This window comes from Gluconobacter kanchanaburiensis NBRC 103587 (genome assembly GCF_007988905.1).
Classification (GTDB): Bacteria; Pseudomonadota; Alphaproteobacteria; order Acetobacterales; family Acetobacteraceae; genus Gluconobacter; species Gluconobacter kanchanaburiensis.
In genome coordinates this window covers 59,337-82,022 of the sequence record NZ_BJVA01000008.1, presented here as the reverse complement: position 1 = coordinate 82,022, position 22,686 = coordinate 59,337, and the positions used below count along the sequence as shown (strand labels likewise).

At 59.2% G+C, this 22,686-nt stretch carries 19 protein-coding genes; 9 read left to right on the top strand and 10 right to left on the bottom strand.

Features of this window, described 5'->3' with window-relative positions; all coding sequences use genetic code 11:
- Positions 1-147: 147 nt before the first annotated feature.
- Positions 148-1,272 (bottom strand): MFS transporter, encoded by a 1,125-nt coding sequence (locus GKA01_RS08155; RefSeq protein WP_146861290.1) that lies wholly within the window; start codon positions 1,270-1,272, stop codon positions 148-150.
- A gap of 243 nt (positions 1,273-1,515) precedes the next feature.
- Here GKA01_RS08155 and GKA01_RS08150 point away from each other — a divergent pair, with 243 nt between their 5' ends.
- The 4 genes from GKA01_RS08150 to GKA01_RS08135 are packed head-to-tail and all read left to right on the top strand — an operon-like array spanning position 1,516 to position 6,701.
- Complete coding sequence (locus tag GKA01_RS08150) at positions 1,516-3,192, top strand: glycerol-3-phosphate dehydrogenase/oxidase (RefSeq protein ID WP_146861287.1); 1,677 nt, start codon at positions 1,516-1,518, stop codon at positions 3,190-3,192.
- Entirely contained in the window at positions 3,189-4,679 is a 1,491-nt protein-coding gene (locus GKA01_RS08145) for an FGGY-family carbohydrate kinase (RefSeq protein WP_208653401.1), read from the top strand. The genes GKA01_RS08150 and GKA01_RS08145 overlap by 4 nt, the downstream gene beginning before the upstream one ends.
- Before the next feature lie 38 nt (positions 4,680-4,717).
- Positions 4,718-5,734: a beta/alpha barrel domain-containing protein gene (locus GKA01_RS08140; protein ID WP_146861284.1), complete on the top strand. Its 1,017-nt coding sequence runs from the start codon at positions 4,718-4,720 to the stop codon at positions 5,732-5,734.
- Between the two features lie 22 nt (positions 5,735-5,756).
- Positions 5,757-6,701, top strand: coding sequence for a sugar-binding transcriptional regulator (locus GKA01_RS08135; protein ID WP_146861282.1), 945 nt, complete (start codon positions 5,757-5,759; stop codon positions 6,699-6,701).
- Positions 6,702-6,718: 17 nt separating this feature from the next.
- Here the strand turns inward: GKA01_RS08135 and GKA01_RS08130 are convergent, their stop codons facing one another.
- The 3 genes from GKA01_RS08130 to GKA01_RS08120 all read right to left on the bottom strand — a co-directional run bounded on the left by GKA01_RS08130 (position 6,719) and on the right by GKA01_RS08120 (position 11,212).
- Positions 6,719-8,047: a dihydroorotase gene (locus tag GKA01_RS08130; protein WP_146861279.1), complete on the bottom strand. Its 1,329-nt coding sequence runs from the start codon at positions 8,045-8,047 to the stop codon at positions 6,719-6,721.
- An 11-nt stretch (positions 8,048-8,058) separates the two neighbouring features.
- Positions 8,059-8,814, bottom strand: a complete 756-nt coding sequence (locus GKA01_RS08125; protein ID WP_146861276.1) for a class II aldolase/adducin family protein — start codon at positions 8,812-8,814, stop codon at positions 8,059-8,061.
- A gap of 91 nt (positions 8,815-8,905) precedes the next feature.
- Positions 8,906-11,212, bottom strand: a complete 2,307-nt coding sequence (locus GKA01_RS08120) for a TonB-dependent receptor (protein WP_167506336.1) — start codon at positions 11,210-11,212, stop codon at positions 8,906-8,908.
- A gap of 574 nt (positions 11,213-11,786) precedes the next feature.
- Between GKA01_RS08120 and GKA01_RS08115 the strand changes: the two genes are divergently transcribed.
- Genes GKA01_RS08115 through GKA01_RS08095 form a run of 5 tightly spaced genes read left to right on the top strand, consistent with a single transcriptional unit; the run spans position 11,787 to position 16,635 of the window.
- Entirely contained in the window at positions 11,787-13,319 is a 1,533-nt protein-coding gene (locus GKA01_RS08115; RefSeq protein ID WP_167506335.1) for an amidohydrolase family protein, read from the top strand.
- Between the two features lie 41 nt (positions 13,320-13,360).
- Positions 13,361-14,128, top strand: a complete 768-nt coding sequence (locus tag GKA01_RS08110; RefSeq protein WP_167506334.1) for a substrate-binding periplasmic protein — start codon at positions 13,361-13,363, stop codon at positions 14,126-14,128.
- A 5-nt stretch (positions 14,129-14,133) separates the two neighbouring features.
- A complete protein-coding gene (locus GKA01_RS08105) occupies positions 14,134-14,793 on the top strand; it encodes an amino acid ABC transporter permease (RefSeq protein WP_146861266.1) in 660 nt (219 codons plus the stop codon).
- A gap of 1 nt (position 14,794) precedes the next feature.
- Positions 14,795-15,535: an amino acid ABC transporter ATP-binding protein gene (locus tag GKA01_RS08100; protein ID WP_146861263.1), complete on the top strand. Its 741-nt coding sequence runs from the start codon at positions 14,795-14,797 to the stop codon at positions 15,533-15,535.
- Positions 15,532-16,635: a mandelate racemase/muconate lactonizing enzyme family protein gene (locus GKA01_RS08095; RefSeq protein WP_146861260.1), complete on the top strand. Its 1,104-nt coding sequence runs from the start codon at positions 15,532-15,534 to the stop codon at positions 16,633-16,635. Before GKA01_RS08100 ends, GKA01_RS08095 begins: the two co-directional genes overlap by 4 nt.
- A 52-nt stretch (positions 16,636-16,687) precedes the next feature.
- On the opposite strand, the gene cuyB is transcribed toward GKA01_RS08095, so the two are convergent.
- The 6 genes from cuyB to GKA01_RS08065 all read right to left on the bottom strand — a co-directional run bounded on the left by cuyB (position 16,688) and on the right by GKA01_RS08065 (position 22,685).
- The gene (gene cuyB, locus GKA01_RS08090) at positions 16,688-17,401 is read right to left on the bottom strand and encodes a cysteate racemase (RefSeq protein WP_146861257.1); all 714 of its coding nucleotides are present in this window, start codon (positions 17,399-17,401) and stop codon (positions 16,688-16,690) included.
- Positions 17,385-18,065, bottom strand: a complete 681-nt coding sequence (locus GKA01_RS08085) for an aspartate/glutamate racemase family protein (protein ID WP_146861254.1) — start codon at positions 18,063-18,065, stop codon at positions 17,385-17,387. The genes cuyB and GKA01_RS08085 overlap by 17 nt, the downstream gene beginning before the upstream one ends.
- A 35-nt stretch (positions 18,066-18,100) precedes the next feature.
- Positions 18,101-19,042, bottom strand: a complete 942-nt coding sequence (locus GKA01_RS08080; RefSeq protein ID WP_146861251.1) for an N-carbamoyl-D-amino-acid hydrolase — start codon at positions 19,040-19,042, stop codon at positions 18,101-18,103.
- 129 nt (positions 19,043-19,171) lie between these two features.
- Entirely contained in the window at positions 19,172-20,782 is a 1,611-nt protein-coding gene (locus tag GKA01_RS08075; RefSeq protein ID WP_146861248.1) for an ATP-binding cassette domain-containing protein, read from the bottom strand.
- Positions 20,779-21,645 carry an ABC transporter permease gene (locus tag GKA01_RS08070; protein ID WP_208653400.1) on the bottom strand — a complete coding sequence of 289 codons (867 nt, stop codon included), beginning with the start codon at positions 21,643-21,645 and terminating at the stop codon, positions 20,779-20,781. Before GKA01_RS08070 ends, GKA01_RS08075 begins: the two co-directional genes overlap by 4 nt.
- Positions 21,642-22,685: an ABC transporter permease gene (locus GKA01_RS08065; RefSeq protein ID WP_146861245.1), complete on the bottom strand. Its 1,044-nt coding sequence runs from the start codon at positions 22,683-22,685 to the stop codon at positions 21,642-21,644. Before GKA01_RS08065 ends, GKA01_RS08070 begins: the two co-directional genes overlap by 4 nt.
- Position 22,686 lies beyond the last annotated feature (1 nt).

Sequence of the window (22,686 nt, the reverse complement as noted above, 5' to 3'; positions counted from 1 at the left end):
GAAAGACACTCGCCTTGCCTACTTTGATAAGCTTGGACTGGATCTGCGTATGCTTTGTAAAATCGAGATCCTGCAGACGATATTCCTAAAGACAGGTTTGCAGTGAAATAGGTAGTCGCTTTCGTCCTTCATGAAGGTCGGGCCCTTTCAGGCCCGGGCGGTGAGGGACAGTTTTCTCAGAACTAAAAACCCGAGGAAGCAGACGACGCTTGCATAGATAGCGAGCAGAAGAAACGGCGTTAGGCCCTGAAGATGGGCGATCAGTTGGCCCAACACCAGCGGACCAGCCACACCACCCGCGAGAGCCGCGCAGACAATCATTGGACCGGTTTTTCGACTCTTTCCCATCAGAGCAGAACCGAAGACGAAGAAATTCGGAAAAATGCTGCCGATGAAAAAGCCCGACAATGGATAGGTGACGGTCGGCAGAATTTCGCTCGATGCCAGATACAGCAGGATGGCTCCCCCCGCGAAACCCGCAACAATCATCGGAGCCGCCGGAAGGCGATGTCCGACGAAGCTGAGCGCGATCCGACCGCTCAGGAAAAATACGAAAAACAGCGACAGGGCATTGGCGGCGACCACGTCAGAGAAGTTACCGTTCACGAGGATTGAAGGTCCCAGACCGATCAGACAGGCCTCGATAGCCGTGCCGGACGCACCCACAAACAGAGCTGCAAGCGAGGGACGAAAGGCTGGGGCGTCGTCCACCAGCGTCTCATGCGTTCCGGACTGGGACGGGAAACGGAACGCCAGCAGGAACGGGACGGCCAGACCTGCGGTGAGGATGGCAAAACTGGTCGTTGAAGATCGTGACAGCGCCACGAAAACGAGCGGCGCGACGATTGCTCCGCCACCAAACAAAGCATTGACGAGGCTGACCATCGAGGGGCCCGCCTTGCCAAAACTCTCCAGCAGCCGGGAATTCACCAGTGCCAGGCTCGCCCCATATCCTGCGCCGAAGCCGAGCGCACCCAGCAGGGTCATCGGCCAGTTTAACTGTGCCGCCATCAGGCCCGAACCCGCCGTCAGCAGGCCGAAGGCGAGTTTTGTGAAGTCTCTCTGTCCGCAGAAAAAGAGCCCCAGAACGCCTGCGAGAGCGCCGACCCACTGCGCCGTGACCACCATGCTCGCCGAAGCAATGGAAAGTCCGAATATCTGACGGAATTCCGGGACGCACGGTCCCAGCAGAGATTGACCCGCCCCCATCAGGATGAAGGCGAGAACACTCCCGACGAAAAGCAGTTTGTTTCGTTCTATGGCCTCAAACATACCCGGTTACTTTCCCTGTTCGCCCCGATATTTCGCATGCTGTCCGGGCCTCGGGAGCCCTGCCCTACCGCCCTCTTCCGCCCGAAAAGGCGGTGGAGCAGCAGCCGGATTCGCATGTGATATTTCCGACGTTTTCATGTGCTAAATCTCGCACGCAATGTGATATGACATAGGTCATATGAATTTGACAATTGTAAATTCAGTGTGGTTTAGAAATGCGGACCAGCTAGGGGAGAAGTCTTCGTGGAAGATGCCGAAGAAAAAAAAACGGCCTGGTTTGCTCGCGAACGGGCTTGGTCTGGGCTGACAAAAAATACATCGCCGGAGGTGCTGATCCTGGGTGGTGGCGTCAACGGCGTCGGACTTCTGAGAGACCTGTCGCTCAACGGGGTTTCCACGGTGCTGATCGATACCGGGGATTTCTGCGCCGGTGCGAGCGGCGCTTCGAGCCGCATGGCGCATGGTGGCCTGCGCTATCTGGAGGGGCGCGAATTCAGTCTCGTGCGCGAATCCGCACGCGAGAGAAACATGCTCCTTCATGATGCATCCCATCTGGTGAAGCCGCTTGAAGTCGTGGTCCCGATCACGAACATCTTTCATGGTTTCCCTCAGGCGGCGCTGCGTTTTCTTGGACTTTCAAAAAAAGCGGGCGCCCTGAGTCTGGTTGCGATCGAGATGGCTCTCATGCTTTACGAACGCTTCGGGGCAGTGCGTCGGGCTCTGCCGCGCCATGGTGTCGCCTTGGCCAGGCGCGCGTTTCCCCCTGGCCTCCCGGCGTCGGTAAAATCCGTAGTGAACTACTACGACGGGCAGATCGTTATTCCGGAAAACCTGATCATGGAAATGATCGACGCCGCCATTGCGGTGCCCGGTGTGACGGCCGTCAATCATGTGACCTGGATATATGACAGCAGCGGAAGCTTCATCGTGACGGACAGCCAGTCCGGCGAGAAAGCCGTTCTGCGCCCGAAGACAATCGTGAATGCGACAGGATCCGCAATCGACAGGGTGAATGCCGCTCTTGGCACTCCCACCCAGGTCATTCGTGGCGTCAAGGGCGCGCATCTTGTTCTGCGTCACGACGCCCTGCACGAGCGGATGAACGGACGGGCCTTCTATTTCGATGATGGCAAAGGGCGGATGGTGATCTGTCTTCCGGTACAGGATGTGGTTCTGGTCGGCACGACGGAAGTCGAAGCATCCGATCCGAAGGACCACAGTGTCTCGGACGCCGAGATCGCCTATCTGCTGGGTGCGCTCAACACGCTGTTCGACGACCTGACCGTCAGCGAGGGTAATATCGTCTCGGTCACAAGCGGGATCAGACCGCTTCAGGCCAGCAGTGGAAGCGCCACGCAGGCCGCACGCGACCATGCTCTGGTTCGGACCGAAACCAGCGGGACGCCGGTGTGGTCTCTGGTTGGCGGTAAGTGGACGACGTTCCGCTCCTTCGCGGAAACGGCGGCCGATGCGATCCTGTCCCATCTGGACAGAACGCGCCGCGCCAGCACTGCGGATCGTCCCTATCCAGGGGCTGCGAAAGAGGACCCTGTATCGCTCGGCCGGATCACGAATCTGGCGCCCCGGCGTCTGGAAGAACTTCAGCGGCGCTATGGAGCGATCGCGTCCGATGTGGCGACGTTCTGCGCCGCACAGCCCGATGCCGCCATAGCGGATGCGCCCGGCTACTCCCGCCGCGAAGTGGAGTGGCTGACCCGCACCCGGATGCCCCTCACGCTGGAAGACATGGTGTTGCGCCGGATGAACATCGTCATGACCGGGCGTCTGACCCGTACTGCGCTGCACGACATCGCCAGCACGATGGCAGATCTCCTGGGACACGGTCCCGAATGGATTGAAACACAGGTTCAGAACTGCGCCGCGGATGACCGTATCCTGTGGCATGGAGGCAAGTCATGACATCGCACGATCAAGATCCTCTGGTGCTGGCGATCGATGCCGGTGGAACAGCCGTCAAGGTCAGTCTCTTTGACGCCCAGGGCCGGATTGTCCGCCTGCGCAATGCTGAAGTCACGACCCATCATTATCCCGATGGCCGTGTCGAGCGTGATCCGGATGCCTTCTGGCAGGCGACCGTGCATGCGATCCGTGACGTGCTTCAGGGCGAATGTGCAAAGCGCGTCAGGGGCGTCGGCTGCACCGGTTTCGGCAATGGCGTGTTCGTGGTCGATGCCGAAGGGAAGCCGACACATCCTGGAATCGTCTCGGTCGATCATCGCGCACAGCCCGTCGCCGATCGTGTTATCAAAAACGGCAATCAGGCGACGCTGGGCGACATGAACGGTCATCGCCCCTGGGGAGGCCAGACGCTCATCCAGCTTGTGGGCCTGTCCGAAAACGTCCCATCCGTCATGGCGGAAACCCGCTGGGCTTTAGCGTGCAAGGACTTCATCCGGCTGCGTCTGACCGACGCCCCGCTGACCGATCCTTCGGATGCGAGTGGCGGCGGCCTGATGAATCTCCAGCGCAGGGACTATGCAACGGAGGCATTTTCCCTGCTTGGTCAGGCGGGACTTGTCGAAAAACTGCCCGAAATCGTCGGAAGCTCCGCCATTGCCGGACGGATCAGTGCCCGCGCAGCCGCCGAAACCGGACTGCCCGAAGGTTTGCCGGTTTCTGGCAGTATGATGGACGTTGCTTCCTGCGCACTGGGAGCCGGGGTGACGACGCCAGCCCACATGGTTCTGATCGCCGGAACCTGGGCCATCAACGCCATGGAAGTCAGCGAGACCGCGCCAAACCGCTATCCGCTGCTCAACATGCTGTACCGGGACAAGGCACGGCTGGTGGCGGAAGGCAGCCCGTCTTCCGCGGCAAATCTGGGCTGGTATCTCAAACATGCCATGGGAGACCGTCTACCCGTATCTGAAGCGCTCAAGATTGCGGAAACATGCCCGGTCGCCGACCAGCGCTGCTACTTCCTCCCCTATATTCACGGTCCCAAACCCTGGCAGGCCAGTTTCCTACGGCTGAGCGCCACGGATAATGACGCCTCCATGATCCGCGCGATCTGCGAGGGCGTTGCTTTCGAACACCGTCGTCATGCCGAAGCGCTGCTGCAATACGGAACCGGAGAATGGCCCGAAGCCATCCGGCTGACGGGTGGCGCGGCGCGCTCACCATTCTGGGCGCAAATTTTCGCGGATGCCTGCAACAAGCCTGTCGAAGTTGTGGATACGCCTGAAGTCGGCGCGCTCGGGGCCGCGATCTGCGCCGCTGTGGCAAGCGGACTTTATGACACGCTTGAAGAGGCTGCATCGAAAATGAGCCGCATTTCCTGCCGCCTCGAACCCATTCCGGAGCATGTCGCCATTCTTGAGGACAGGTATCGCGAGTTCTCGCGTCTCGATCGCGGGATCAAGGCGCTCCTGTCCGCCTCGGCCTGAATCCCTTTTCACAACCCTGACACACAGGACAACACGTCATGACGACCAGTCCCGATTATCGAAACACGCGTTTTTGGGAAAAACTCTCCCGCATCCGGGCCGGGCAGTACCGGACGGGCGATTTCATGATTGCCGACGCCAAGGATGTGGATGTTGCAGGCGGTGTGCCTTCGATGGGCCGCTGTCGCGATGAAGCGACCGGAGCCAGCGGGCGCCTGCGCACAAGGCCGGAGTTTCTCGATCAGGTTCGTGAGCTGATCCGGCAGGACGTACTGGACATCATGCTCTCGTCCACCGCCACGATCGAACAGCTTACGGACGAGGGTGTATTCGACGGCACGAAGGTTCTCTCCGCCTTCCGCGGCAATGAGGCGACCGATGCCTGGGTCGGTATCCGGGGGGGGCGGTACCGCGATTTTCCGCCACGTCCGTACCGGGGTGCGGCGCTGGAGTTCGCCCGCGCCCCGCTGTGTCTTTACTCCATCACCTATATCAACGACGCGGAACACGATGCGTCATCGCTCGAAACCTATGCCCGCTTTCGTGCGGAGGCCCGGGCGAACGACAAGATGCATTTTCTTGAAGTGTTCAATCCGAACGTCGAGACGGGCATCGCGGAGGACCAGATCGGCTTCTTCATCAATGACTGCGTGATCCGGACCCTGGCCTCCCTCACCCGCCGCGAGCGCCCCGAATTCCTCAAGGTGGCCTATAACGGCCCGGCCTCTCTGGAAGAACTCGCAGGGCACGACCCGTCCATGGTGATCGGCGTTCTGGGTGGTGGCAGCGGCACCCATCGCGACACCTTCGAACTCCTGTCCCAGGCCGAGCGGTACGGCGCACGGCTCGCTCTTTTTGGGCGCAAAATCAACGGCTCGGAAGACCAGTGCGCCATGATCCGATGGATGAGACGGGTGGTCGATCGGGATGTAAGCGCAGAGGAAGCCGTACGTGGCTATCACGGCGACCTTCAGAAGCAGGGCCTCGTTCCTGACCGCAGCCTTGAAAAGGACCTGCAGATCACCGACAGTATCCTGAAGAAGGCCGCAATCTAGAGCCGGAATACGGGAAGGTGGAATGCTGAGAGACACGGGACCATCAGACAGGGTTATTGCTGAGACCGCGTGGCTCTATTACGTCAAGAACCTGACACAGGGAGAGATCGCCGCAAAGATGGGCCTCTCCCGCCCCACCGTCATCAGTTACATCAAGCAGGCGAAAGCCCGCGAAATCGTCTGTGTCAGGCTCTCCGGCGAGCATTTCCGCCTGAACGCCATGGCGGATGCCCTGACGGAGCGCTTCAGGCTCGAAAGCGCCCATGTCATCCCCGTCGAAGGTCTTTCAGAGGACGGGAGCCTGCTCGAAGTCTGTCAGGCGGCCGCGCATGTGTTGCTGGAATTCGTCAGTCCCGGCGACCAGCTTGGTGTGAGCTGGGGCAAGACACTGAGTTTCATTTCCGATTACGTACCTTACTGGCCAATCGAAAACCTGACCGTTCGACAGCTCATCGGCTCGATGGCCAATCCCCTTCTTCCCACGTCGGAACGCTGTTCCATTGAAATCGCAAACCGCGTCGGAGCGCTCTGCATCAACCTCAACGCCCCTGCGATCTGCAGTTCGGTTCTACTGGCGGATCTTCTGAAGGCCGAGCCCATCGTCCAAGACCAGCTCGAAATGCTCAAACAGTGCAATAAGGCGATCTATACCGTCAGTCCCGCCACGCCTGACAGTCACGTCACGCATTTCAAGATCGCCTCGCAGCGGGACATCGAAAACTACATGGAGCGTGGAGCGGCAGGGATTATTGCCGGGCGTTTCATAGACGCGCAGGGAGAGCCCGTCCTTGGCGAAATCGACACCCGCCTGATCGGCGCAGATCACGCCACCCTGCGTCAGATGGACGGCATGCTGGTTGTTTCAGGCCAGCACAAACTGGCAGCAACACGCGCCGCCCTGCGCGGCGGCTTCGCGCAGAAACTGGTCGTGGATGCGGACCTCGCCCAGTCTCTCCTCGACACCTGAGCGAAAAAAAACACCTCTCAGGAAGCTGCTTTCGAAAACGACGCGCATTGTCCGCCTGCGGATCCAAGAACTTCGTCATCGCGCATGACGATATTGCCGCGCACAACAGTCATGACCGGCCAGCCATTGCAGTCATGACCGTCAAACGGCGTCCATCCGCACGGTGAGACGATCCAGTCCGTCGTAATGGTACGCTGCGCGCCCATGTCCACGATCGTGAAGTCGGCATCATAACCCGGCAGAATATGGCCTTTGTTTCGCAGTCCATAGACCCGTGCTGGCCCTGCCGCCATGAGCTGGACCATCTGCTCCAGCGACAATCGGCCGGAAGAAACATGATCGAGCATGACCGGGACAAGGGTCTGCACCCCGGTCAATCCCGCAGCGGTCGCCGGCCAGGGACGCAGCTTCGCTTCCAGTGGATGGGGAGCATGATCCGAGCCGATGCAATCGACACGCCCTTCGCGGACTGCTTTCCAGATGGCCTCGTGGTGGAAACTGTCGCGGATCGGCGGGTTCATCACCGCAAGACCACCCAGCCGGTCATAGATATCCGGCCCGACATGCGTCAGATGATTGACGAGAATTTCCGTCGTCACGAGATGACGGTAGGCTTTGAGATATTCCAGTTCCTCCGCCGTGGAGACATGCAGGATATGAATCGGACGCCCCGTGGCGGCGGCAAGCGCAGTCAGGCGCCGTGTACCGAGGAACGCACATTCCACGTCATGCCATTCGGCATGCATATGATGCGGATCGCCCTCCTCGTACATCGCACGGCGCTTCTGCAGACGGTCATGATCTTCTGAATGAAAACAGATGCGACGGGAGCCGTGCCGCATGATGCGCTCGACGCTTTCGTCATCATCCACCAGCATGTCGCCACGGGATGACCCCAGGAACAGCTTGATGGCACAGACCGCATCATGGGTCTCGAGCGTTTCAAGTTCGAGCGCATTGCGTTTCGTCGCACCAATATAGAGCCCGACATCACACCAGATCTGCCCCCGCATCGAAGCGATCTTCTTCGTCAACGTCGGCAGGTTGATCACGGGCTCGGCGGTATTGGGCATATCGAACAGCGTGGTGATGCCGCCCAGAATGGCGCCGCGCGTCCCGTCGCTGAAATTTTCGACAGTGGGATCGCCCGGGTCTCTCAGATGGACATGCGGGTCGATCAGCCCGGGAAGGACCATCAGGTTCCGGCAGTCCACCTCACGGTCCGCCGTTGCCGTCCGCAAATCCCCCAGACCACTGATCCTGCCGTCCCGACACCCGATATCAGCAGCATGATGGCCTTCGGGTGTAACGATGATCCCGCCACGCAGTAACAAATCGTAATGCATGCCGGTCTCCCTTACAGCAGGTAGCTGGTATCCGTCCGGTCCACCATGCGCAGGCAGGCATCCCAGGCCATCTTTTCAATGTGCAGCTGCTTGGGCGTTACGGCCTGTCGGCCCATCCGGTTCTGGATATCCAGCGGCGGCGTAACCAGCTTTGGATTGCCGGCCAGAGCGGCAACCTGAATTTCGCAGGCCCGTTCAAGATTATAGATCCGGTTCAAAGCCTCCGCAGCGTTTTCACCAACAGCGATCAGCCCGTGATTCCGAAGGATCAGAACCTTGTTGTCCGCGAGATCGGCAACGAGACGGCCCCGCTCCTCATGCGACAGCACGAAACCTTCGAACTCGTGGTAGCCGACAGCCCCGTCGAACATCATGGCCTGCTGGCTGATAGGCAGCAGACCATGCTTCTGCGCGGACACGGCGGCACCGGCACGCGTGTGGGTGTGAATGACGAAGCCAATATCGGGCATCGCCTCATGGATCGCACTGTGAATGTTGCAGCCTGCATCATTGATGTCCGCGTCCCGGTATTCGGGGAACGGAACGCCTGCCTCGTCGATTTCGATCAGATTAGAGGCTGTGACTTCATCGAACAGAAGATTGTAGCGATTGATCAGCAGCGCCCCGTCGCGGTTCTTAATCCGGGCGGAAGCATGGGTATGGATCAGATCCGTCATCCGAAAATGGGCAAGAATACGGAAAATCGCCGCCAGTTCCTGTCGGACGGTCAGACCCGTCGATATTTCGGACGCTGAGTTCTGGGTCATGGTAGTGGTCCTGTTTTCTGTAACGGCCCGATATCGTTCCTGATATACAACATTTATTATCGGGCCGCATGTGGAGAAAAACCCTGTAGCCTCAAAGAGAAGCGGAGAAAGAGAACATCGCCGTAAATCCGGCTCCAATAATATAGAGCGGCGCAGACCCCGCAATCGTGGCTCCATTCATGGCGCGCACGGATTTTGCATTGAACTGGGTGCTATAGATCCCTGACAGGTAATGGTTGTTCGTCAGGTTGACAAGATTGAGCTGGATCTTGGGCGCCTTGACCGGACCGATTTTCGGCAGACGATAACCCAGCGTCATGTCGACCGTCTTAAAACCTGGAAGCTTTTCGTCGTTCGTAAACGTCGAATACTGGCTTGAGGCATAATGCATCTGGATATTGCCGAAAATCCGGCTGTCATTATAATTCACTCCCAGATTAGCGGTCCAGGTCGGGGAACCAGTCGCCGTATTACCCGCAGTCCGCAAATAGGTTCCATTGGTCGGAATATTGTTGTCGATCGTCGCATGCAAATACTCACCAGATGCGAAGATAGAGAAATGATGAAAAGGCGTTGTCCCGACGGAAACATCAGCACCACGGCTCGTCTGTCCACCCGCATTGACATACTGCGTGACCAGTCCCGCGTTCTGGACAACAACCGTCTGCACCTGACGATTGGTAAAATTGTAGTTGAACAATGTGAGCTGTGCGTTAATCAGTTTTCCGTTGTAACGATATCCCAGTTCTTCGATGATAGACGTCTCGATCTTCTGGTCACGTGACGCGCGCCCGGTGATCTTGCCCGTGCTGGCACTGACGGAGTCTGCGATCTGACTTGGATCCGGAACGCGGGAATTCACACCCGCATCCATAAAGATCTCGTGCTCGCTGTTGAAATCGTAACGCGCACCCACGCTAGGCATTGGCGCCGTCTGATTGTTATTGATGTTGTAGGTGACGCCCGGAATTCGGTTGAAGTTCTGCGCGCGATAGAACAGATATTTGAAGCCGGCCTCGATCGAAAGTCGGTGGTTCATGTAGGACGCGCGATCCCCAAGAAAGATCTGGTTTGTCTGGATACGGTTGAGTACATCGGAAAAGTTATAGAGCTTGCCGTTCGGAAGATAGACGGCCGACGACCTGCTGCCCCACAAGCTCTTCGGACTTCCCGATGAATCCAGATAGTTGAACTGCCCGGCCTGGGACTGTTCGGTAAATCCGTACCAGTCCCCGAAGATCAGGCGATGATGCGTGCCGATCTTCCATTCGAGCTTCGCATTGATGCCCGAGCGCTCGAACAGTGCAGGGGCATTGGAATACAGCAGCGCCGAATTTGCGGTCGAGCCGTTGCCAGTTTCAAGCTGGAGTCCGGAAATCTTTTCCGTTCCCTGATAAGCTGAAGAGGCCGACAGGTTCATGGCGCCCGGGATGGCGGCTTCCGCCCAGTACAGATAAGGATCAACGTCCAACACGAGATTGCGCGACAGAACAAAATGCTGGTTCAGTGTCGCAAACATCCCCTGATAGACGTTCTGGTGCAGCTTGTAGTAATTCGTGTCGCCCGGAGTGAACGTACTGGTATAGTTATAGTTCTTTCCATACGTATTCCACGCCGACATACTGGGTGGACGCTCGAGCTGGAAGTTCAGCTTGGTCCATTCCACAGCAAGAGTCGTCTGGTGACCGCCCTGCCAGTCCTTGATGAATTTCGCGTCCACATGCTCGCGCCAGTTATGGCCTGGACCACGCCAGTCATCGCCCACAAAATTGGAATAGGATACGAATCCGCGTAGACCGGTATTGCCGATATCGCCCGTATCAATACGACCATAGACCTGCCGCGTATCATGCGCGCCATAAGTAACGTTCGTCGTAGCCCCAAGCTTGTGCTCGGGATTGTGGAGCGCCATGCGGATCGTACCCGCGGCACCATTGGAGCCGGGAAGATCAAAACTTGTCGATCCCGGACTCAGCCGCACTTCCTCAAGGTTCAGCGCATCGACTGCTTCTTGGGGATAGAACGTACCGTCATTGGTGATCGGCGAATTCTCATACAGCCAGATGATTTCATTGTTATTCAAACCACGGACCGTGATGTTGCCCGGCTCAATACCGTAGGGATCCTGCGTGGCCACGACCGCACCAGGCTGCATCGCCATCAACTGTTCCGGATTGGCCGTTGCGGGCTGTGTCTCGATGAACGCGCGCGTTGTCGCGACGGAGGAGCGAATATCTTTCGTCATGGACAAAAGACCGCCGCCGCTTTGACGGTGCGTCCGGACTGCAATGGCCTCAATCTCACCTTTCGCATCCACACTGCCAGGCGCCTTGTGAGCACTTCCTCCCCGACGGGGCTTTGCAGCTTTGGTCTGGGGGTGCGTGGCTGGACTGGGCACCGACGCAAGGTGTGTTTTTCTGCTTTCCGCCGCGTATGCGACGCTTCCCGTTCCACAGATAAGCCCAGTCGTAGACAGAAGCAGTATTCGTGCAGCTGACCAGTGTCTCATCGCTCTGCTCCCTTATCCGATAATCGCGTTTTACTGTGACAGTCCCGCCTCCCGGCCCGGATGTCGTGCAGCAATATTGGATCACGCGAAAATGTTTCCGTTTCGTGATGATATAAGCATCCGAATATTTGAGGCGGCAACAAATTGGTTATCAGCAGATCAGCGCCGCTATATCCTTCGGTGATAGAGAAAGCATAAAAACCCTCAGAAAGAACGATAAATTCCTTATTTAACAGAGAGTTATATTTATATTCTCTAATATATGCCTTGTCTGAATTTAGCGGTTTCAGTCCGATTCAGGTTTGATTAGGGTAATTTTCGGCAAGCGGAAGGACCGTTTTCGAATTCAGTTCGGATTCGAATCTATAAATGCCAGTTTCAGAAGTTTTCCGACAGGAACCAGCGGGTTCTCTGCATCTTCCCGACGCCCGTTATGCGGAGCACAGATTTTATGGAGCGTGATATGTTGCTTGTCAGGGGTGGTCACGTCATCATCGATACCGCAACGATCCTGAAGGACGCGGCAATCCGTATCGAAGACGGCACGGTAAAGGAATTTGGGCCGTGGCCAGAAATGCAGGCGAAATATCCTGCTGCCGAGGTGTTGGGGGATGGCATCTCTCTCGTCATGCCCGGCCTCATTGACGCCCATTCGCATGGACGTGGACTGTCTCCCATCCAGAAGGGCGTCCTCTACGATTACCTTGAGAACGCTTTTCTGGACTGGTCGGCGATGGTCTACCTGCCAAACGACCTCTGCTCTGCGCTGTCCGCCGTCCGCCATCTGCGGGGCGGTTGCACCACGATCCACCACACCGGCTGGAACGATGAGGGGCCCAAAGCGCTGGAACAGGCCCGGGCCGCCATCAACAGCTATCGCGAAACGGGCATCCGCCTCGCCTATTCCCCTGCCGTGCGGGACAGAAACCGGTTCTGCATCGACGAAGGGGACTTTCTCGACACGCTGCCGCCGGACCTGCACGATTTCGTCCTCCCCATGACGCGATATGACGCCCGGGCCATCGCAAACGGCTATCTGGACCTGTTCGAAACCCTGCATCGCGAGGAAGACTCGCCCATGAGCCGGGTCCTGCACGGTCCGTCCTGGGCTCATGGTTCGACAGACGCGTTCTTCACCCGCATCCGCGACAGTGCCAACGCCCATGGGGGCACGCCCATCCATATCCATACGCTCCAGACACCGCATCAGCGCGCCTGGAGCATCAAGACATTCGGCTGTTCCCTCGTTGAACATCTGGATCGTATCGGGCTCCTTGGACCCAACACGACACTGGGACATGCTGTCTGGCTATCGGAAAAAGACATTGATCTCATTGCCGAACGCGGCGCGAGCACAACCCATCACGCTTCGTGCAACCTGCATGTCCGCAACGGGATTTCACCGGTCTGGTACATGATGCGCAAGGGCATCAATGTCGCTCTGGGCATCGATGACAAATCCCTGAACGATGACGATGACGTGCTGATGGAGCTGCGAATGTCGGCCATGCTGTCGCGCGTTCCGGGCTTCGACCTTGCCGACATGCCGCCGCTGACTTCGGCGCAGATCCTGTCGATGGGTACGACAAATGCTGCCCGGACACTGGGCTTCGCGCCCGACCACGGCACGCTTCAGGTCGGGGCTCCGGCTGATCTGGCCATCATGGATACCGCGTCCATGCTTCATGATCCCTGGACTTCAGACAACCTTTCCATCCCGGATCTGCTGCTCTGGCGCGGCAAGGGACAGGATGTCCGCGACGTGGTCGTCAACGGACGCATCGTCATCCGGGACCGTCAGTTCCAGACCATCGATGTGGAAGGTCTGTACCGGGAAATCCGCAGCTACGTGAAGCATAACGAGACGAAAGCCGCCACACCGGAGCGTGTTGCAGCCCTCGCCAGACTGCGTCCATATTTTCACGACTGGCATCGCAAAATGCTGGACCATCTCGATATTTCCCAACCGTTCTATCTCGTCAACGGACGCTGCTGACCGCCGCACGACCGGTCGTCCCTTCAATGCTGAGGAAAATCATGATGCACCGCCGCTCCCTGCTGACCGGAATGCTCACAACGGCAGGGCTGTCCCTGCTTGGTAAAGCGCAGGCCTCCACCATGGACGGAGTGCGCCAGCAGGGCTTCATGCGCATTGCGACCACCGGAGCCAATGCGCCCTACAGTTTTCTTGACGCCGACGGAGAGCTGAGCGGCTTCGACATCGACTGGTCGCGTCTGATCTGCAAGGGACTGGGCGTGGAGGCCCGTTTTTCCTATCTGTCCTGGCCCGGCATTCTCCCCGGACTGATGGCCGGACAGTATGACTCCGTCATGAGCGCAGTTCGCGTCACACCCGAACGCAAGGAAAATTTCGTCTTTTCAGCCCCCTACGCGACCGATTCCGCTGCCGTAATCGTCCGGACCGACAATACGACCATTCATGAAGTCGAGGATCTTCATGGCCTGACGGTCGGTGTCGCCTCGGGCAGCATTCTGGAGGATGTCGCTCACGCACAGGGCAAACCAGGCACGCTACGCTCCTATCCCGGGCTGCCGGACATCATCATGGATGTCATGTCCGGCCGACTGGACGCAGGCATTGTCGGGCGTGGAGGCGCACAATATGCCATTAAGGCGCAGCAGGTTCCGCTCAAACTCGTCGGACGCTCGATCGACCCTCATCCTCTTGCGATGATCCTGCCTCCGGGTTCGGAAACGCTCGCGGCCACCATTTCGGACCAGATCCGCGCCAGGCAGGCGGACGGTCAGGCCAAATCGCTGTTCGACCATTGGTTCGGAGCCTGAAATTCATGGTGAACTGGCACTTTGTCGTCCACATCATGCCGCGTCTGCTCCGGGCGTGCGGTGTCACGCTTGAAATCAGCATGGCGGCACTGCTCATGGCGACCTGCCTCGGACTTGGGATCGCGCTCGGCCGCCTTTCCTCGATCCGGGCCGTCTCGCTTGCGGCATGGGGCTATGTCTGGATTCTTCGCGGCACCCCGCTCCTGCTCCAGCTTTTCGCGGTCTATTACGCCGTCCCCCGGACCGGATTCCGGCTCGATCCGTGGAGCGCGGGCATCCTGACCCTTGGACTGAATTCAGCAGCCTATTTCTCGGAAATTTTCCGTGCCGCGATCCAGTCCATCCCCGCGGGGCAGGCCGAAGCCGCAGCCGCAGTGGGCCTCGCACCCCTGCAGATCCTACGCCGCATCATCCTGCCACAGGCCCTCCGGCCCGCCCTGCCCCCATTCGTCGGACAGGCGATCACGCTCATCAAGAATTCCTCACTGGTCTCGGTCATTGCCGTCCCGGATCTGATGCTGACTGCACAGAGCATCTATTCCGTAACCTTCCGGGTGACGGAAGTGATGGTTGCGACCGGAATTCTCTATCTGGCGATCACAACGGTTCTTCAGATCGCTCAGGCGTGGATCGAACGCCGCCTCAGCTATTACACGGTGCGCTGACATGACCGTCGTCTCCTTTAAAAACGTCTCCAAATCCTTTGGAGCCCGTCAGGTCCTGACCGACATCACCTTCGATGTCCCACAGGGCCAGGTCGTCTCCCTGATCGGGCCGTCGGGCGCAGGAAAATCCACCCTTCTGCGTTGCGTCAACCAGCTCGACCGCCATACGTCCGGCAACATTTCGGTGGCTGGGCAGCAGATTTCCCCGTCCTGCCGGCAGCGCGACCTCATGCGGTTGCGACGCCATGTCGGTATGGTTTTCCAGTCGTTCAACCTGTGGCCGCATCTCTCCGCAATCGGCAATGTGATGGAAGGCCCCATGACGGTTCTGCGCAGACCACGGGGGCAGGCACGCGAACAGGCCGAGGCGCTTCTGGAACAGGTCGGGCTTTCCGCCCATCTGGACAAATATCCTGGGCAGCTCTCTGGCGGACAGCAGCAGCGCGTCGCCATCGCACGCGCCCTAGCCATGGAGCCGGAAGTCATGCTGTTCGATGAGGCGACAAGCGCCCTCGACCCCGAAATGGTGCAGGAAGTGCTGGGTGTGATGGAGAAACTGGCAGGCAGCGGCATGACCATGCTGATCGTGACACATGAAATGGCCTTCGCCCGACGCATCGGCCATCGCGTGCTTTTCATGGTGGACGGACAGATCGTGGAAGACGAAGAACCTGCAAGTTTCTTCGCCTCTCCCGCGACAGAGCGCGGACGCGCGTTCCTCTCACGGGCCCTCCCCGCATGAGCCGCATCGAATCCGTTGAAGGGCTGGCCTTCCGTCTTCCCGCAGCTCTGACCGGTCAGGCGCGCGACGAAGAGTGTTTTCTCCTGCGCATCGTGACCGAAGACGGCCTGACGGGCTGGGGAGAGGCCCATGGCAGTCCCTATCTGTCCCGCGCCGTGGTGAATGCGCCCAAAACCCATGTTACCGCTCAGGGTCTGCGGGGCATCCTGTCCGGCGCGGATGCTAAGGACATCCGCGCCCTGCGGCGGCGCATGGAAAAGGAAACCCAGTGGATCGGCCGTGACGGCGTCGTCATGCAGGCCATCGCCGCAGCAGAACTGGCATTGTGGGATCTGGCAGGACAGCGCGCAGGACTGCCGGTAAGCCGCCTTCTGTCCCCCGAGGCCCGTTCGTCTATTGCCTGTTACGCCAGTGACAAGGTCGCCGCCACACCGGAGCGCACCGCCCTGCGCATCCGCGCCGAGCGGGAAGCAGGTTTTCGTGCTCACAAGCTGGGGTGGCCTCCGTTCGGAGCCAGCGAGGAAAGTGACGTCGCCTTTCTTGAAGCGGCCCGCACTGTGGCTCCGGACGCCACATTGATGGTCGACGCCGCGCAGGCTTATACGCTCGACGAAGCGATCTCCCGTGCAAAGGCGTTCAAACCGTTCCGTCTCGCCTGGATCGAAGAGCCACTGGACAGGGACGATCTGGAGGGCCAGAAGACCCTGCGGGCGCGCAGTGTCGTCCCAATCGCTTCCGGGGAAGGAGAGTGCAGCCTTATCGGCCTGCGCCGTATCGCGCCACTTGTGGATATTCTCCAGCCGGACATCACGCGATGCGGCCTGATCGCAGCCTGTGATATTGCCCCGCAGGTGCCGGAAGTCTGTAGCCACTCCTTTACCACACCGCTGAACATCGCCATGCACGCTCACTGGCTCGCGGCCATGCCCAATGCACTGTTTCTGGAATGGCCGATGTCCAAGGCCGCGCTCTGGTCACCCTATTTCCTCGGCGCCCTTGCGCCGGAGGACGGACAGGTTGGCCTTCCACAAACCCCGGGCTGGGGCATCCGCCCGGATCTGGACGCACTGGCACCCTTTATCATGCCAGCAGAGGGCTGAAACGCGACACGGGAGAGCTCAACAGGCTCTCCCGTCTGCACCGGCAAGGGGATCAGGCCTCGCGGGCGTACCGGATACAGGCCTGCGCGAGCGCTCTCGTAGAGTCCACATAGGACAGAATATCGCTGATGGCGTCACGTAGCAGGGGCAGTTCCGTACAGCCAAGGATAACCGCATCCGCCCCGCGCGCCCTGAGCCGTTGGACGACCTCCCGGACCGGACCGACCGCCGGAGACGGGTCGCCGCCCTTTACAAAACGGATCACGTCATTGATGAGCGCCTGCTCTTCCATGTTCGGAATCAGGCATTCAAACCCCGCCTGTTGCAGACGCTGGAGGTAAAATCCGGACGTGATGGTGCCCGCAGTTGCCATGAGGGCCACGGTTTTCACATCCTGCCCCTCCCGCCGCAACCGGCAGAGATCCTCGCATACGGCGTCTGCGATATGCAGCACCGGGATCGCCAGAACAGAGGCAATATCAGAATGGAAATGATGGGCCGTATTGCAGGGAATGACGAGCGCCGTCGCCCCGGCCTTCTGGAGCTTCAGCGCATGATCCTGCAACTTTGGCAGCGGCGACGGTGCACCGGCATCCAGAATGGATGTACTGCGATCGGGGATGACAGGATCGGAGAAAATCAGGAGCGGGATATGCTCCTGATCAACCCGTGCCGACGTATTGGCAATGACCTGCCCCATGAAATCCGCCGTTGCCGCCGGCCCCATTCCACCCAGAACGCCGATCAGCTTACCGGCCGGAACCACGACACTGTCCCTGCCTGAGGATGATGCGCCCGATGGCGGCGCAAACGGCCGACCCCACCGGATCGATGACGCGCACTCCAAGACGCTCTTCCAGGGGTTCCCGGAAATGCGACATGCTGGCACAGCCCGTCAGGATGATATCCGCCCCGCGCGCCAGAAGGCCCTGTCCGGCTTCCACCATCCGGTCGAGAAGCTCCGGCGATGTTGCTTCGACGGCGTTCGAGGCGATGCCCTGACTTCCTACATAGCGCTCCGCAACGCCCATCATGCGGATCTTGCGTCTCTGCCGGTACGTAGACAGGATCGAAAGCGAAATGATCCCGAACTGGTCGGCTTCCGTCAGCGCCTGAAGGATCGCATTTTCACCGCAGCCGAGAATGATCTTTTCGGGGAAAGTTTCCCGGACACCGGCCAGACCTGGATCGCTGAAACAGGCAATGACATAAGCGTCCGCCTCGTTTTCTTCGACAATGCGCCGAACCATGGGGGCAATATCGTCAGCATCGCGCTGATAGGACACCCCCGGAGGCGCACCAGGTGTTCCGCACACGTCAATCCGGACGGATGACAGTCCGCGAAAATGCTCAAGTTCACGGTCGATTGCGGCAGTCACCAAATCCGATGAATTCGGATTGATGACCAGTATTCTGGTAGTGTCCGTCATAAGCCCCCCACAGACAGAAGAAATCCGGACAGATTTTATTTTCGGATAATCGCGCCGACCTGTTCGGTAATTGGCCCGTACCATTGAGGACGGCGATGCGCTTCGAAGTTGAACATCTTGGACTTGCCCTGGAAACACTGGTCCATGTCACAGTCAGCCGCTACGACCTCGTCTCCGAGTGTGGCGGCCTCAGCGACGATCTGCCCGTCCGGATCGACGATGCATGATCCACCGATCAGACCCGAACCGTCCTCATCGCCCGCTTTGGCAACGGCGACGCTCCAGCACGCATTCATGTAGGAATTGGACTGCGCAACGAGCTGAGCATGAAATGTCCGCAGGGCCGCGCTTTCCGTATCGCCGCCATTCGGGTCGTAAGCTGCCGAATTATAGCCGACGCAGAGCAGTTCCATCCCCTGCAACGCCAGACAGCGCCAGGCTTCCGGCCAGCGGCGGTCATTGCAGATCAGCATTCCGATGATGGCGTCTTTCAGTGCCGGACCTGAATGGATGACTGGAAAGCCCATGTCTCCATATTCGAAATAACGCTTCTCAAGCTGCTGATAAACTGCGCCGGGACGCGGTTCGACCGAGCCCGGAAGATGGATCTTGCGGTATTTCCCCATGATCTGGCCTTGCGGGCCAACGAGAACGGAGGTGTTGAAGCGCTGCCCTTCCGGCGTCAGTTCCGCATATCCGAGATAAAACGAAACGCCCAGTTCCCGCGCCCGGTCGAACAGGGGCTGGACATTGGGATTAGGCATTGACTGTTCGAAATAATCCTCGAGTTCCTGACCTTCCAGAAGCCAGCGCGGGAAAAATGTCGTCAGCGCCAGTTCCGGGAACACCACCAGTTCGGCACCCTGCTGCGCCGACTGTTCCAGAAGCGTTATGAGCCGGGCAAGTGTGTCAGCCCTCGAATCCGTACGCTGTGTTGGCCCCATCTGGGCGGCAGCAATTCTGATAATGCGGCTCATTGTTTTCTCGAATCTGTATTGGTGGAGAACAGTATTGTGTCTCTTTCTGACCTGTCTTGAGGTTATGGAAATTCCGGAAGCGGATCAATTAAAGGCCTATAACGATTGAATGGCCTCTATTTGAATTACTTATACGGACGCGCCAGGACTGAAATGGGGGATCGCTTCAAGCAGGCTGGCTGTATAGTCGCTCTGCGGCGCACGGAAGATATCATCGCACCGACCGGCTTCCACAATTCGCCCCCTGCGCAGGATGATCGCACGGTCGCACAGCATGCGCACGACATGCAGGTCATGGCTGACGAACAGATAGGACATGCCCCGCTCCCGTCTCAGACGTTCCAGCAATGCGAGAACCTCGGCCTGCACCAGCACATCAAGAGCCGCCGTCGGCTCATCAAGGATCAGCAGGTCAGGCGAGACGATGATCGCCCGCGCAATGCCCACGCGGGCGCACTGCCCGCCGGACATCTGATGCGGATAACGCTCCAGCATTTCCTCCGACAGTCCGACCGAACACGCGGTTCGCACGACAAGCGCACGCAGCGCCTCCCCATCTGGCACCGGCCCCATCCGCAGGAGCGGATCGACGATGGAACGATAGGCGGTATAACGCGGATTGAGACTGCCCGCGGCATCCTGAAACACGAACTGGATCTGCCGTCGCTGTGACGCCCGATAGAAGGCTTCCGCAGGAATGGTACTGATCGGCGTGCCATTGAACAGGATTTCTCCCCCCTCCGGATCCACCAGACGACTGACCAGACGTGAAATCGTGCTCTTGCCGGAACCGGATTCTCCAATTAGCCCCAGACATTCACCAGGCCGGATGACGAAAGAGACGTCATCCACGGCCCGGAATCCGTTCTGGTATTCCTTCACCATACTGCGGACTTCCAGCAGAGGCACAGGTTCTGCGGCCTGCCGTGCCACGGTAGCTTCCGGGGCTTCCAGAAGCGATGTCGCGGTTGGACAGGCCGCCACAAGCTGACGCGTGTAGTCGTTGCGCGGAGAGCGGAAAAGCGCTTCCGGCGTCCCGCGTTCCACGATTTTCCCATGGCGCATAACCGCCACGTCATCGCTGTACTGCGCCGCCATTCCCAGATCATGCGTCACGAGAATCATGCCCATGTCCCGCTCCCGCGTCAGGCGCAGCAGAAGGTCCATCGCCGCCTTTTGCGTTAGCACGTCCAGCCCGGTTGTCGGCTCGTCCGCAATGATCAGATCCGGCGAACACGCCACAGCCATGGCAATCACGATGCGCTGACACAGCCCGCCCGAAAGCTGGTGCGGGTAGGCGTTCAGGCAGCGTGTAGCGTCCGTAATGCTCACCTGATGCATCAGTTCGGTCAGCCGAGCCTGCAACCCTGCGCGATCCACTTTTCCATGCGCACGGATAACGTCCGAGAGCTGGTCCCGTATACGGCGCGTCGGATTGAGCGCCGCACGCGGGTTTTGGAACACCATGGCGATGCCCGCTCCCCGCAAACTGCGGGGAACATGCCCGGTGATCTCCTCTCCGCGAAAGCGGATACTCCCGCCCGTCACAGTGGCCTGTCGGGGCAGCAGACCCATTGTGGTCAGGCCGGTCACCGACTTGCCGGACCCGCTTTCACCTACGAGCGCCAGAACTTTCCCGCGTTCCACGGACAGGGATACGCCGTGAAGCACATCCTTGTGCGTCCGGTCGGACACGAAACTGACCCGCAGATCACGGATACTCAGGAGAGGTTTGGTCATGAGCGCGTCCTCGGATCGAGCAGGTCCCGCAAGCCATCGCCCAGAAGATTGAAACACAGGATGGTCACCATCAGCATTCCGCCGGGAAACACGACCAGCCACCAACGCCCCGAAGACATGAAATGCGCCCCGTTGGCCACCATGACACCCCATTCCGGGGTCGGGACCGGGATACCGAGCCCCAGAAAGGATAGGCCGGCCGCATTGAGAATGGCCCAGCCCAGATTGAGGGACGCCTGCACCACAATGGTCGGCAAGATGTTCGGCAGCAGGAACATCAGGACAACACGTGTGGGGGATGTTCCGCTGACATGCGCGGCCTCGACCCAGCCCAGATTGCGCCGCGCCGCAACCTCGCTGCGCGCAATGCGGATGTAGAACGGGAAGTTGATGATTGCCGTGGCGTAAATCAGGTTCGCAATCGAGTTCCCGAGAACGGCCACAAGTGCCATGGCCATAACGAACAGCGGAAACGCCGTCAGCACATCCACGATGCGCCCGGTGACACGGTCCAGCCAGCCTCCCTGATAGCCGCAGAAACACCCGACCGTCACACCGGCCACAAGCGAAATCGCCACGGCAGATACGGCGATCGACAGGTCAAGCCGGGCCGCGGCAAGGATCCTGCTGAAAACGTCACGCCCCAGTTCGTCCGTTCCGAACCAGTGGAGCCTGTCGGGTGGCAGCAGAGCATGCGGCACGTCCGACGCAAGGGGATCATAGGGAGAAATCAGGGGAGCCAGAAGAGCGAGCAGAACGATGGCGGAAAGGCCCGCAAAAGCCAGTGCGGCCACAGGCTGACGACGGACGAAACGTCCGATATCGGGACGACGGAAACGCGTCATGAAATCTGTCATGGTCATTCCACGCTCACCCGCGGGTCCAGAACGCCCAGCAACAGGTCGATCACCAGATTGACCAGAATGAAAAGGCAGGCCATCAGCAGGATAAATCCCTGCACCGGGGCATAATCAGAGGACACCAGCGCATCGAGCGCATAGGACGCCACGCCGGGCCAGGAGAAGATTTTCTCCACCAGAACATTCGCCCCCATCATGGTCGAGAACACGATCCCGACCGTCGTCAGGACGGGCATCAGCGCATTGCGCAGCGTATAGACGATCATGATCCGCCAGGTCGGCAGTCCCATGGCCCGCGCGGTCCGGATGTAGTCCGCTCCCAGAACCGAAATGACGGCCGCCCGCGTCATGCGGGTCAGCGGTGCGATAACGAACAGGGCCATTGTCAGCGCTGGCAGGACAAGCTGTCCGGCAGCCTCGTGCCAGGCCGTCCAGTCCCCTGCGAGCGCACTGTCGATCAGCAGAAGACCGCTCACGCGCGGCGGCTGGGGCAGGAAAATATTGATCCGCCCCGTCGGATCGGGGGCGACGCCGAGCCAGTAATAGAAGACGTAAACCAGCAGAATGCCCGAGACGAATGGTGGAATACAGAAGCACGCCGAGCAGAATGCCCGCACGCACTGGTCGTATATCGAACCAGACCACCAGGCAGATGTCAGACCCAACGGCAGGGAAATCAGCAGACTGAACGCCAGCGCCGTCAGCGTCAGTTCCAGCGAGGCAGGCAATCGATCATGCATGTCCTGCGCCACGGACTGGCCGGTCGTAAGGGAGCGCCCCAGATCGCCCGTCGCGAGATTTTCCAGATAGTGCAGAAACTGCACGAGCATCGGCGCATCCAGACCCATCCTATGACGCAGTTCCTGGATTTCGGCCTGACCCGCATTCGGACCCGATGCGAAATAGACCGCCGGATCACCGGGGAGGACCCGCATCATGATGAAGGTAAAGAGAATAACGCAGAAAAGCGCGGGAAGCGCCGCTCCCAGACGAAGCCCGATCCGGCGCAACAGAGGCGGGAAAAGAGGTTTTTCCGTGGACATG